The organism is Streptomyces chrestomyceticus JCM 4735, assembly GCF_003865135.1.
Taxonomy (GTDB): Bacteria; Actinomycetota; Actinomycetes; order Streptomycetales; family Streptomycetaceae; genus Streptomyces; species Streptomyces chrestomyceticus.
This window is the reverse complement of sequence record NZ_BHZC01000001.1, coordinates 927,439-939,916: the sequence shown is the minus strand read 5'-3', so window position 1 is coordinate 939,916 and position 12,478 is coordinate 927,439. Positions and strand designations below refer to the sequence as shown.

The 12,478-nt window shown below is 74.3% G+C and carries 9 protein-coding genes; 5 read left to right on the top strand and 4 right to left on the bottom strand.

The window, feature by feature from the left end:
- The first annotated feature begins 230 nt into the window (after window positions 1-230).
- The 5 genes from EJG53_RS03905 (at window position 231) to EJG53_RS03885 (ending at window position 6,176) form a co-directional block, all read left to right on the top strand.
- Window positions 231-1,226, top strand: a complete 996-nt coding sequence (locus EJG53_RS03905; protein WP_125043609.1) for a TauD/TfdA family dioxygenase — start codon at window positions 231-233, stop codon at window positions 1,224-1,226.
- A gap of 43 nt (window positions 1,227-1,269) precedes the next feature.
- Window positions 1,270-2,295: an ornithine cyclodeaminase family protein gene (locus EJG53_RS03900; RefSeq protein ID WP_125043608.1), complete on the top strand. Its 1,026-nt coding sequence runs from the start codon at window positions 1,270-1,272 to the stop codon at window positions 2,293-2,295.
- Window positions 2,286-3,668, top strand: coding sequence for a Y4yA family PLP-dependent enzyme (locus EJG53_RS03895; protein WP_125043607.1), 1,383 nt, complete (start codon window positions 2,286-2,288; stop codon window positions 3,666-3,668). The genes EJG53_RS03900 and EJG53_RS03895 overlap by 10 nt, the downstream gene beginning before the upstream one ends.
- A 64-nt stretch (window positions 3,669-3,732) precedes the next feature.
- Window positions 3,733-4,761 (top strand): cysteine synthase family protein, encoded by a 1,029-nt coding sequence (locus tag EJG53_RS03890; protein ID WP_125043606.1) that lies wholly within the window; start codon window positions 3,733-3,735, stop codon window positions 4,759-4,761.
- Entirely contained in the window at window positions 4,758-6,176 is a 1,419-nt protein-coding gene (locus tag EJG53_RS03885; protein ID WP_125043605.1) for an MATE family efflux transporter, read from the top strand. The genes EJG53_RS03890 and EJG53_RS03885 overlap by 4 nt, the downstream gene beginning before the upstream one ends.
- Before the next feature lie 8 nt (window positions 6,177-6,184).
- Here EJG53_RS03885 and EJG53_RS03880 read toward each other — a convergent pair whose 3' ends face one another.
- From EJG53_RS03880 to EJG53_RS03865, 4 genes are all read right to left on the bottom strand, one after another.
- A complete protein-coding gene (locus EJG53_RS03880) occupies window positions 6,185-7,693 on the bottom strand; it encodes an ABC transporter substrate-binding protein (protein ID WP_125043604.1) in 1,509 nt (502 codons plus the stop codon).
- A gap of 7 nt (window positions 7,694-7,700) precedes the next feature.
- Complete coding sequence (locus EJG53_RS03875; protein ID WP_125043603.1) at window positions 7,701-9,737, bottom strand: P-loop NTPase family protein; 2,037 nt, start codon at window positions 9,735-9,737, stop codon at window positions 7,701-7,703.
- 166 nt (window positions 9,738-9,903) lie between these two features.
- The gene (locus tag EJG53_RS03870; protein WP_125043602.1) at window positions 9,904-11,076 is read right to left on the bottom strand and encodes an FAD-dependent monooxygenase; all 1,173 of its coding nucleotides are present in this window, start codon (window positions 11,074-11,076) and stop codon (window positions 9,904-9,906) included.
- A gap of 9 nt (window positions 11,077-11,085) precedes the next feature.
- Window positions 11,086-12,441, bottom strand: coding sequence for a class I adenylate-forming enzyme family protein (locus tag EJG53_RS03865; protein ID WP_125043601.1), 1,356 nt, complete (start codon window positions 12,439-12,441; stop codon window positions 11,086-11,088).
- Window positions 12,442-12,478: the final 37 nt, after the last annotated feature.

Below are 12,478 nucleotides of genomic sequence, written 5' to 3'. Positions count from 1 at the left end.
CAACTGGGCGTTAACGGGCGGGAGTTGTCGTAAGGCGGGCAGGCGCGACAAATAAAGTGAGGTTTGCCTAACCTAAGTTGGATGAGTAGCGTCGTTACTGTCCGCTGGACCCGGACACGGAACGGCAGCCATGGCCGCCCCTGCCCGGCCCGTCGAGCGCGCCGCGCCCTGCCCGCGCGGCGCCGCACCGGACCCGATTCCCACCCTCAACGGAAACGGACTGCCTCGACATGACCACGGGAGCCGCACCCGTCCGCCAGCTCGACCCCGCCGACGCCACGGAACTGCGCCGCACCGCCGAGAAGATCCTCGCCGCGGCCGGTACCTCCGCCGCCTCCCCGCATCTCCTCGCCCGCGTCGCGGAGTCCGCCGCCGAACTGCCCGGCACGGTCCGTCATCAGCTACGGCCGGTCGACACCGACGACGGCCTGTTCGTCCTGCGCGGCCTGCACGTCGACGACTCCGCACTCGGCCCCACCCCCGCCGGCTGGGCCGCCGCCGGCGACAGCGGCGCCGTGCACGACGTCGTCCTGCTGCTGCTCGCCACCGTCATGGGCAACCCCCTCGCCTGGGAAGGCCAGCAGGACGGCCGCTTCGTGCACAACATCGTCCCCGCCCCCGGCCGCGAGACCGAGCAGACCGGCGCCGGCAGCAGCGTGCTGCTCAGCCCGCACACCGAGGACGCCTTCCACCCCGGCCGCGCCCACCTGCTCATGCTCAGTTGCCTGCGCAACCCCGACCGCGTCGCCACCACGGCGGCCGGCATCCGCCACGTAAGGCTGGACGAGGCCGACATCGAGCTGCTGAGCCGCCCGGTGCTGCCGATCCTGCCCGACGACGCGTACCCCGAGGCCCGGAACTTCGACGGCGGCCCGCCGCCCCCGGTCCCCACCCTCTTCCGGTCGGACGACGGCCTGACCCTGCGCTTCGACCCCGCCTACACCCCCCTCGACGACGCGAGCCCCGCCCACCGCGCCGCCTACGAACGCCTGGAGCACGAACTCGCCCGCGTCTCGGGCGCCGTGCGCCTCGCACCGGGCGAGGTGCTCGTCGTCGACAACGACCTGGTCGTACACGGCCGGGTGCCCTTCAGGGCCCGCTACGACGGCACCGACCGCTGGCTCAAGCGTGCCTCCGTCCGTGTCCCCGCGCGCCGTACACGCCCCCTGTCAGAGGCGTCGGAGCACGGTTACGGTCAGGCCGCCGTCGAAGCCCACACCGGATGACAGTCCCCACCGGACGACAGCCCGCAGCTCCCCGAGGACGGACATGACCGACAGCACCGTGGCCGCCGACCCCCGCTCCATATCCGCCGGCGACCGGACCCTGCGCATCCTGACCACCAGCGACCTGGCCGGCCTCGGCATCGCGCTCGCCGATGTCGTGGCCACCGTCGAAGGCGCCTACCGCACCCTCGCCGCGGGCGGCTCCGACAACCCGCGCAAACTCACCGTCAAACCCGCCGACGGGCACTCCGTCGCCTACGCGATGCTCGGCCGGGACGGTTCCCGCGACGTCGTCGCCGTCAAGACCTCGTACAAGCACGGCCTGGACAAGGACCGCGGCAGCCAGCACTACTACACGACGCTGACGCTCTACGACGACGTCACCGGCCTGCCCGTCGCCATGATGGACTGCGGCCGCATCGGCTCGCTGCGCACCCCGGCCGTCTCCGCCCTGCTGGCCCGCGAGTGCGCCCCGCCCGGCGCCCGCAGCGCCCTGGTCATCGGCACCGGCACGCAAGGGCGCCTGGCCCTGCCGTTCCTGCTGACGACGCTGCCGGACCTGGAGCGCCTGATGCTGTCCGGCACCCACCCCGAGGGCGTCGCGGCGGTACGCGAAGAGCTGCGCGCCCATTTCCCCGAACGGGACGTGGAACTGGTCACCGACCTGCGGGCCGCGGCGGGCGACGCCGATGTCCTCGTGGCGACCGCGGGCGGCCACACCACCGCGGCCGTCGAGGCCGACTGGCTCCGGCCCGGCGCGCTGTCCGTCCTCGTGGGGCACGGCCTGGCGCCGTCCGCCCTGCACCGCGCCGACCGGGTCGTGGCGACCAGTGAGGCGCAGATGAAGGTCACCGGCACCGACATGGCCGACGCGGCGGGCGGGTTCCCCACCGTGGACGCAGAGTTCCCGGCCGTGCTGGCCGGTACCGCCACCGGCCGCGGCACCGCGCGGGAACGTGTCTTCGCCTACAACAGCGGACTGGTCGTCACCGACATCGCCCTCGGCCACCGTTTCGCCCAACTCGCCCTCGACCAGGGGCTGGGAACGCAGGTGGCGCTGTGGCGGTGACCGGCCTGCGCTCCACCGACGTACCGACGCTGCCCGCCCACCCCGACCCCGGCACCGACCGGATCATGGACAGCGGCCTGCTGCACGAACTGTCCTACGCCTTCGACGGCCCCTTCCACTTCCTGCTCCCGCACCGCTTCGACGCCAACCTCACCGCCTTCCGCGCCGCCCTGGACGACGCCGGGGTGGCCGGGCGCGTGTACTACGCGAAGAAGGCCAACAAGGCCGCCGTCTGGGCGGAACGCTGCGCCGCCCACGGCGCGGGCATGGACGTGGCGAGCGTCCCGGAACTGCGCGAAGCCCTCGGCCACGGCGTACGCGGCGAGCACCTCGTCGTCACCGGACCAGCCAAGAGCGACGCCCTGCTGCGCCTGGCCGCGCTCCAGGGCTGCCTGGTCGCCGTCGACGCCCTGGACGAACTCGACCTGCTCATCACCCTCGCCCTGACCGGCACCGCGCGCCCGGCCCGCCTTCTGCTGCGCTGCCTGCCGTCCGCGCAGCAGCACAGCCGCTTCGGGATGACGGCCGCCGAGCTGGACACCGCGCTCGACCGGTGCGTACGCGCCGGGGACGCCGTACGGATGGAAGGTTTCAGCTTCCACCTCTCCGGCTACGCCGTCCGGCCGCGCGCCGACCTCGCCGGGGAACTCCTCGACCACTGCCTGCGCGCGCGGCGACTGGGCCTGCGGGCCGACCGGATCAGCATCGGCGGCGGCTTCGCCGTCGACTACAGCAGCGCCCGCCACTGGCAGACGTTCCTCGCCGCGCAGCGCCCCGCGCACTACCACGCGCACAAGACGTTCGAGGCCGACGGCTTCTATCCGTACCACTCGCCCGTCGCCGGGGCCGACGCCCTGCGCGCCGTCCTCGCCACCGTCCCCGCCGGCGGCCGTACGAGCCTGGCCGGCCGGCTCAAGGAGACCGGCACGCTGCTGATGGCGGAGCCCGGCCGGGCGCTGCTCGACGGCGCCGGCGCGTCCGTCTTCTGCGTCCAGGGCGTCAAGGAACGCGACGGCTACCGCATCCTCACGGTCGACGGCACCAGCCTCAGCCTCTCCGAGCAGTGGTTCAACAGCGAGTACCTGCCCGACCCGTACCTGGTCACCCCGGACGGACGGGCCCGCGGCGACGCGGTGCACCCCGCGTGCGTCGGCGGCGCGACCTGCCTGGAGTCGGACCTGCTCACCTGGCGCAAGGTCCCGTTCCCCGCCCGGCCCCGCGTCGGCGACCTGCTGGTCTACCCGAACACCGCCGGATACCAGATGGATTCGAACGAGTCCCCGTTCCACGGTCTGCCGCTGCCGCCCAAGGTCGTCGTGGACCGACCGGGCCCCCGGCCGCGCTGGCGTCTCGACCGGTGCCCCGCCCGCTGAGGAACGCCCGGCCCGTCGTCGCGCCAACCTCGTGACCAGCCCTTCCCTGCCCAGGAGCCGCCCAGTGAAAGAGGCCCTCGCACGTCCCGCCGTGGTCTCCCGGATCTCCGACCTCATCGGCCGCACCCCGCTGTACGAGCTGTGCCGCACCGAGACGGGCAGCCGTCTGCTGCTCAAACTGGAGATGTTCAACCCGACCGGCACCGCCAAGATCCGGATGGCCCGCCAGATGGTGCTCGACGCCGAGGCACGCGGCGCGCTGCGGCCCGGCGGCCGCATCATCGAGTCCACCTCCGGCAACACCGGCCTCGGCCTCGCGGTCATCGCCGCCGAGCGCGGCTACACCTTCACCGCCGTCGTGGACCACCACGCCTGCGCCGACAAACTGCGTGCCATGCGGGCGCTGGGCACCGAACTCGTCTACGCCGCCGACGACGGCACCGACGAGCTGGCCACCGCCGCCCGCGAGGAGCTGGCCGCGGAGATGGCCCGCGGACAGCACAACACCGTCTTCACCGAACAGCACAACAATCCCAGCAACGGCGTCGGTTACTTCCCCGTCGCCCACGAACTCCACCAGGCCCTCGACGGGCAGATCGACGTCCTGATCGGCGCGGTGGGCACCGGCGGCGCCCTCTGCGGCACCACCCGCGAACTGCGCACCCTCGTCCCCGACTGCCGGACCGTCGGCGTCGAACCCAAAGGCTCCATCGCCTTCGGCGGCCCGGCCCACGACTACTACCAGTCCGGCACCGGCACACCCGAAGGCGCCGAGATCGGCGCGCTCGTCGACTTCGGCCTGATCGACGACGGCGTGAAGGTCGGCGACATCGAGGCATTCGCCACCGCCCGCGCCGTCGCCCGCGCCACCGGCCTGCTCATCGGCGGCTCCGCGGGCGGCGTCGTCCACGAGGCCCTGTCCCGGCTCCCCGCCGCCCCGCCCGGCACCACTATGGTCGCTCTGGTCAACGACGGCGGCGAGAAGTACCTGGACACCGTCTTCGACGACGACTGGATGCACGCCCGCGCCCTCCTCGACCGCGACCTGGAGCGCGAGATCGAGGAGACGCTCACCAAACTCCGCCAGACATGAGCCCGTCCATGCAGGTGACCACGCTCCTCCGCGACAGCCGCGCCCTGGCCGTCCTCGCCGTCCCCCTCGTCCTGACCCAGCTCGCCCAAGTCGCCCTGACGACCACCGACACCGTGATGATGGGCATGCTCGGCACGGCCGACCTCGCGGCGGGCGGACTGGCCATCGTCGTCTTCAACCAACTGCGCACGATGGGCGTCGGCCTCGTCACCTCCGTCGGCAACGGCATCGCCGCGGCGTCGGCGCGCGCTGAAGCGGCCGGGGGCGCGGGCCCGAGCGCGGGGGACCAGGAGGTTCGTACGATCGTCCGCGCCGGACTGGCCGTGGCGACCCTCGCCGGACTGGCGGGCGCCGTCCTCATGCTGCTCATCGGCCAGGCACTGACCTGGCTCGGCCAGGACGCGGACGTCGTCGCCCGGGCACGGACGATGCTGCTCGCCCTCGCGCCGGGCCTGCTGCCGTGCCTGTGGTTCCAGGCCGTCCGCCAGTTCACCGTGGGAATGCGGCGGCCACAGGCGCTCCTGCGCATCACCGTCGTCTCCGTCGCCGTCAACGCCGCGCTCAACTGGGGGCTGATCCACGGCACCTGGGGGCTGCCCGAACTGGGCCTGCCCGGCGTGGGCGTGGCCACCACGCTCGTGTACTTCCTCTCCTTCCTGGCGCTGTACGCCGCCGCCCGGCGCGACCCGGTGCTCGGCCCTCACCTCAGCCTCAACATCGCCAGGGCCGACCGCGCCACGGCCGCCCGCATCGTCCGGCTCGGGGTGCCCATCGCCGCGACCTACGGCTCCGAGGCCGGGTTCTTCTCCGTCACGGCCCTGATGGCCGGCTCCTTCGGCAGCGCCGCACTGGCCGCGCACACCGCCGTCAACCAGCTCGTCTACATCGTCTTCCAGGTCGCCGTCGGCCTCTCCCACGCCGCGTCCGTCAACGTCAGCCGCGAACTCGCCCTCGGCCGCGCCGACATCGCGCTGCGCATCAAGAACACCGCACTGGCCTGCGCGGGCGCCGTCATGACCGGCGTCGCGGTCGTCTACGTCACGCTGCCCGGACTCGTCCTCGCCCCGTTCTTCGACACCGGAGGTACCCGGGACACCGAAGCCGTCTCCATCGCCACCCACCTGCTGCTGGTCGTCATGGTCCTGCAATTCTTCGACTGCGCCCAGAACATCGGCGTCGGGCTCCTGCGCGGACTGGACGACACCAGGAGCGGCTTCCGCATCACCCTCGTCGGCTACTGGGCCGTGGGCCTGCCCGCCGCCTGGCTCCTGGGCTTCGCCGCCGGGCTGCACACCCTCGGCATCTGGCTCGGCCTGCTCACCGGCCTCGCCACCACCGCCGTCCTGCTCCTGCGCCGCTACGGCACGAGCCTGCGCGCCAAGACGGGCGCACCGCAGGCCGCACGAGCAGCGTGAACGCCGCCCTACGGCCACACCACCTTCAGGAAGTCGTACGAGCCGTCCGGCTTCAGCTCCACCAGGGCCAGCGGCTTGCCCACCGGATCGCCGCGGTCGTCGAAGCGGATCGGCCCGCTCACGCCGTACACCGGCTTGCTGCCGCTGATCTGGAGCAGCATCTGGCGGGTGCTGCCGGTGGTGACCGGGCTGTTGCCTTGCCGCCCGGCGCCGTCGCGGATCGCCACCCCCAGGGTGAGCAGGGCGTCGTGGCCCATCATCGCCTGCCCGTCGGCCAGTTCGGTGGCCAGCCGGCGGATGTCCTGCCGGTAGGCGTCGCGGAACTGCGGCAGCGGGTTGACGGAGCCGGGGTACGTGTCGGTCCACTGGTCGGGGTGGGCCAGCACGGTGTGGCGCACGGTGACCCGGCTGCGCTCCCACACCTTCCGGAACGCCTGGCGCGACTCGTAGCTCTCCGGCATGTCGAAGACGCCCACCACGTCGTCCGCGGTGACCACCGTGGTCGGGCAGCGCCGCCCGGCGGCGGCCATCGCCTCGATGAAGACGCGCAGCGCCCGCCCCCGGCCCGCGAAGTACACGGCGTCCGGCCGGTCGGCGCACACCCGGTCGGCGAGCGAGGACAGGGCGTTGGCGGTGGCCGGGTCGGCCGAACTGTAGGCCAGGCCCAGGTCGGTGACCTTCAGGCCGTGGCGCGCGGAGGCCGCCGAGAAACTCCGGTACAGGGAGGTGCTGTAGGTGTCCTGCTCGTTGCGGTCCTTGATGGTCGTCACGCGGTACGGGCGCTGCCCGGGGCGGTTCTGCAGGGTCCGCAGATAGCGCACCGCGGCCGACGCCTGGTCGGAGTTGGTCGCCGCCACCCGCCAGAAGCCGGTCTGGCCCGGCCGGTTTATCGCGTCGGCGGTCGCGGTCGAGCCCATCATGGGAATCCTGGCCTCCCGCAGGGCGTCCACCGCCTCCTGGGTGGTCCGGCGGCTCTGCCCGAGGCCCGCCACGGCGACCAGGTGCTGGTCCCCGTCCTTCATCTCCTTGAGCTGGTCCACCAGCGGCTCCCACTGCGCCGACCCGGCGCCGCTGTTCGCCAGCAGCAGCTTGATCTGCGGCGAGTCGCCGCGTCCGCCGCGCTGCGGGTCGTTCAGCTCGCGCTGGGCCAGGTAGGCCCCCTCCAGCTCCCGGCGTATGCTGTCGCGCCCCCGGTCGCCGGCGCCCGTCGTCATCGGCTGGAGGTAGGCCACCGACACCCAGGGTTTGCCGGACGCCGCCACCCGCCGGTTCTCGGCGAGGATCTGGTGGGAGATGTCCCGCAGCGAGGCGTCGAACACGTACGAGCCGTCGGTGACGCCCACGCACTCGTCCTGCGGTCCCTGCTTCCGCACCCCGTCCGCACATTGCTCGAACACCCGATCGTAGACCCAGTACCCGCCCACGCCCAGGGCGCCCGCGATGACCACGGCGACGGCGGCCCGCAGCCATCTGCGGGGCTGCGGCCGCGGGGCCGGGAGCTCGTCCTCGCCACTCATCCGACGGTCACCAGGGCTTCCTCTCGTAGGCGGCCGCCCGCTGCCACAGCACGTCGTGGTCCGTCTCGTCGCCCAGCCGGCCGCTCAGGGTCTGCAGTGCATCGGCAATCTTCGGGTACAGCTCGGCCACCGGGTCGCCCAGCGGGTCGGACCACAGCGACGCGCAGGGGTCGGACGCCGGATGGGTGGTGATCCACCCGGCGACCAGCAGGCGGGTGACCATCAACTGGTCGGGCGGACTCTGCGCCCGCGCGAGCCGGTGCTGGAACTCCGCGCCAGGTGTGCGTTCCAGCGTGTCCGCCTCCCAGCGGCGCGGCGCGCGCTGGATGAAGGACAGCTCCGCGCACCACGCCTGCGCCGAACCCCCGCCCCCGCACACGTCGAGGAAGCGCTCGTACAGATAGGCCGCGGCGCCCTGGACGTCACCGGCCGCCAGCCGGTGGTAGGCCCCGGCACGCCCCGACTCGGCCGCGTCCCGCAGGATCTCGTGCGTACGGACCCACGGCACCCGGGCGCCGGCGGGCGCCGTGGCCAGCGACAGCCGGCCCAGCAGCAGGGTGCGGACCATGGCCGGGAGCGCGCTGTGCGGCTGCCCGTCGAAGATGATCCGTTCGGCGTGCTGGTCGTCGTGGGCCAGCCCGCGCAGGAGCCGCGGCGGGGCGTCGGCCTGCCGCCACAGCTCGGCGGCGCTCGCGGCCTGTCCGAGGGTGACGGCGGCGGCCGCACGGGGCAGCGCGCCGTCGGCCAGCTCCCGCGGCAGGTCCTGGAGGAGCAGTTCCAGCAGCTCGTCCGCGACGGAATGCGGTCCTTCGGGCGCCAGCACCCGGCGCAGCCGCTGCCCGCAGGGCACGTCCGGCGCGAAGTCCTCCAGCGCGGCCAGCACCGCACCGGTCGCGGCCGGGTGGCCGCGCGTCAGCTCGTGGACCGTACGGCCCAGCCAGGCCACCGGATGCGTGATGCCCGCCAGCGCCGCCTGCGGCATCCGCTTCACGTACGGACCGGCCTGCTCCTGCACCTCGGCCCGGTCGAGCGGACGCAACTGCGCCACCTCCAGCCGGGCGCCGCCGCCGGGCCGGGCGACGGTCCGCGGCACGAACGACTCCGGCCCGTCCTCCTGCTCCGGCGGCTGCCAGCACGACAGGTAGCTGCCGAGCGGCCGGGGCCCCCGCTCCAACTGCCGCAGCACCTCCGGCGCGCGGCGCGCGCTCGCCACGACCACCAGCGGGTCACAGTGCTCCGGCCCTGCGGCGGCCCGCGCCTCGACCAGGGCCTGGAGGAACGCGTCGCCCAGCTCGCTGTCGGCGTTGTCCAGCAGCACCAGGCAGCGCAGCGTGCGGGCGCGGTCGCCGCCGTGCCGGGTGTACGCGCCCTGGAGATCGGCGAGGAACGCCTGGAGCAGCACCGACTCGGCGCGTTCCCGCTGGGCCGCCGTGCCGTGCCGGAAGTGCTGGTTCAGCTCGACGAGGGCGTCCGCCGGGACCTGGGGCCGGGAGCCGCCGCGCGGTACCCGGCCGAACCGCCGGTGCACGCCCCACCACACCCGGGCCCGCTGCCACCCCTGTATCAGCGGCACGACCGCCGCCGACCAGCCGGGCAGCCCCATCGGCACACCGACCGACGTCACCAGGTCCCGTAACACCGCCAGCGAGTGGTCCTCCGCGCGGCCCGCCCGCAGCGCCTCGCGCATCTGGCCGAGCGCGGCGTCCCGGCTCTCCGGGTCGGCCTCGGCGGACAGCGCCATCAGCAGGACGGCGAAGGACGGCAGGGCCAGCGGCGGGAAGTCCGGCCGGCGGGCGTTGAGCTGGAAGGCGATACGGGCCAGCACGTCGACGGGGTGGTGCACCCCGTCGTCGAGCGCCGAGAGGTCCAGGGCGGCCATCGGCGCCCGGCGGCCCCAGTTCTCCAGCCGTCCCGCGAGCGTGGTCTTGCCGCTGCCGCGCGGCCCGAGCAGCAGCAGGGCCGGGTGCCGGGTGTGTTCGCCGTGCGCGCGGACGAGCCGCCGACCGACGAACTCCCGGATCATCAGATCACGTCGGGACTGCACCGCGCCCCCTCGTGGCCACCGTCGTGAGTGACCAGGATGCAGCAATCCGGGGCGTGCGCAAGGTGGTTCGGGAGCAGCGGTGACCGCTGAGCCGGATGAGGCCGGTGAGGCATGACGGAAGCAGCCGTCCCGCGCCGCACGGGAGAGGAACGCGCGACGCCGTCCCTCAGTAGCGGCTCCCGGGGATACCGGCGTCGCGCGGGCCGTACGGGGCGGAGTCCAGCCAGCGCCCGGCGCGGCGGGACCGGGGCGCCGCGGCGGCCGCCAGCCGCTGTGCGGCGCGCTGCCAGGAGGCGGGCGCGGTGAGGTGGCTCAGGGCGCGCCCGGACGCCCGGCGGTTGAGCAGGGCGGCCCGGTGGCGGACGGCCGCGAAGCCGGCCACGTCGCCGGCGGCGATCGCGTCGGCGGCCGTGGCCGCGTCGGCGATGCCCGAGTTCAGCCCCCGGGCCCCGAAGGGCGCGAAGAGGTGCCCCGCCTCCCCGGCGAGCAGCACCCGGCCGTACATGTCGGTGAGATCGTCGGCGACCGCCTGCTGGAAGCGGTAGTGCGAGGACCAGGTGACCGCGCAGGCGTGCCCGTCCGGCAGCAGACCGGGCAGCCAGTCCGCCGCGGCCCCGGACAGCGCCTCCGGATCGTCGTCCGGACGGCACTGGACGTCCACGCGCAGCCCGCCGCGGAACGGCACGGTCAGCACATGGCGCCCGGCCATCCGCGGATCGCGGTAGTGGAACGCCCGCTCGTGCGGCATCGGACGCGCGGGGTCGTCGGCCACGTCGACCACCAGGAACGCGTGCGGGGAGCGGGGACCGCGCAGCCGTACGCCGACGGCCCGGCGCACGGCCGACCTGGCCCCGTCGCAGCCGACCGCGTACGGGGCACGGTGCTCGCAGTCCGGCGTGCGCATCACCACGCCGTCGGGCGAGGAGGCGAGCTGGGTGACCGGGCTCTCCCAGCGGATCTCCGCACCGGCGCGGCGGCAGGCCGCGCGCAGCAGTTCCTCCATGACCGGCTGCGGAAGGCTGGAGAACGGCGCGCGCTCCGCCGGGGGCGGGGTGTACGTACGGCGATGGACCTCGCGGCCCTCGAACGTCGTACATCTCGCGCCCCACACCAGCCCGTTGCCGACCAGCGCGGCGCCGAGCGCCGGATCGGCGGCGGCGAGCGTGGCCAGCGACTGCCGGTGCAGGAAGATCGCCCGGCTGCCGGGCCGCGGCGCGTCCTCCGCCGCCGCCTCCAGGACGGTGACGGCCGAGCCGCGCGCCCGCAGCAGCAGGGCCGTGGCCAGCCCGACCGGGCCCGCCCCCACGACGAGGACGTGCGGTGTCGCAGTGGTGTCCATGACGGCCTCCTAACGGGGCAGCCGGCCGCGCGCGACCTTGCCGCCCGCGGTGGTGGGGAGTTCGGGCAGGAACGTCGTACGGCGGGGGATCTTGTACGGGGCCAGGTGGGCCCGGCAGTGGGCGAGGATCGCGGCCTCGTCGGCGGCCCCGCCCCCGGCGGTCGCGATCCAGGCCTGCGGGGCCTCGCCGCGTACCGCGTCCGGCAGGGCGGTGACGGCGACCGCGGCCACCGAGGGATGGCTGGAGATCACCCGTTCGACCTCGGCCGGGTAGACCGTGTAACCGCCGCACAGAATCACGTCCTTGAGGCGGTCCAGGACGGTCACGCCGCCGTCGTCCGTCACCCGTCCGACGTCCCCGGTGCGCAGTTCGCCGCCGGGCGTCAGGACCCGCGCCGTGGCCTCGGGGGAGCCGAGGTAGCCCGGGGTGACGAACGGCCCGCGTACCAGCAGCTCGCCGTCCTCGCCGGTACGGACCCCGGCGCCCGGCACGGGCGGGCCCGCGGTGCCCGGGTGGCCGGGGTCGTCGGCGGGGGTGAGCGAGGCCAGGCCGGCCAGTTCGGTCATGCCCCAGCCCTCGGCGAAGACGGCACCGGACCGTTCCTGCCAGGCGCGGGCGAGCGGTTCGCCGGCGGGCTGGCCCGCGGAGAGCGAACAGCGCAGCGACTCCAGCGGCAGCCCCGGACGGGCCAGCAGCCGCCGGTACATCGTCGGCACGCCGGCCAGCACGGTGGGGCGGTGGCGGCGCAGTGCCTCGGCCACCGCCTCCTCGGTGAAGCGGGTGAGGAGGACGAGGGCGGCCCCGGCGGACAGCGCGGCGTTCAGGACGTTGGTGCCGTACGTGTGGGCGAGCGGCAGCGGACTGAGCACCGTGTCGCCGGGGTCCAGCGCGAGCCGCCGGGTGATGTTCTCCCCGCCGAGCCGCACCGCGTGCCGGGTCTGGAGCGCTCCTTTGGGGCGTCCGGTGGTGCCGGAGGTGTAGGCGATGGTCGCGATGTCGGTGAGGTCGGTGAGGTCGGTGGTGTCGGTGGTGTCTTCGGAGTCGGGCGGCGGTGGTGGCGGTGGGCCGGGCCCTTCGGCGGTCAGGACGAGCGTGGCGCCGCTGTCGGTGGCCGCGTGGCGGAGCTCGTCCGGTGCCGAAGCGGCGTTCAGCGGTACGCCCACGGCGCCCAGTTCGGCCAGCGCGAGGTAGTCCGTGATCCACCGGCGGCCGTTGGGGCGACAGAGCACCGCCCGGTCGCCGGGGCGCAGCCCCAGCGCGGCCAGTTCGGCGGCCCGGTCGGTGACCGCGGCGCGCAGCGTGCGGCGGGGGAGGGGGCCCTGTTCGTCGATGAGGGCGATGTCGGTGTGGCGTCGGCTGGACATGAGAGGCTCGCTTTCCTTGCAGAGGGGGTGGGGGGAC

What these genes read in the sequence shown, in the direction of transcription:
- EJG53_RS03905 (WP_125043609.1), top strand. Translation starts at nt 231, where the DNA reads ATGACCACGGGAGCCGCACCCGTCCGCCAGCTCGACCCCGCCGACGCC.
- EJG53_RS03900 (WP_125043608.1), top strand. Translation starts at nt 1,270, where the DNA reads ATGACCGACAGCACCGTGGCCGCCGACCCCCGCTCCATATCCGCCGGC.
- EJG53_RS03885 (WP_125043605.1), top strand. Translation starts at nt 4,758, where the DNA reads ATGAGCCCGTCCATGCAGGTGACCACGCTCCTCCGCGACAGCCGCGCC.
- EJG53_RS03880 (WP_125043604.1), bottom strand. Translation starts at nt 7,693, where the DNA reads ATGAGTGGCGAGGACGAGCTCCCGGCCCCGCGGCCGCAGCCCCGCAGA.
- EJG53_RS03870 (WP_125043602.1), bottom strand. Translation starts at nt 11,076, where the DNA reads ATGGACACCACTGCGACACCGCACGTCCTCGTCGTGGGGGCGGGCCCG.
- EJG53_RS03865 (WP_125043601.1), bottom strand. Translation starts at nt 12,441, where the DNA reads ATGTCCAGCCGACGCCACACCGACATCGCCCTCATCGACGAACAGGGC.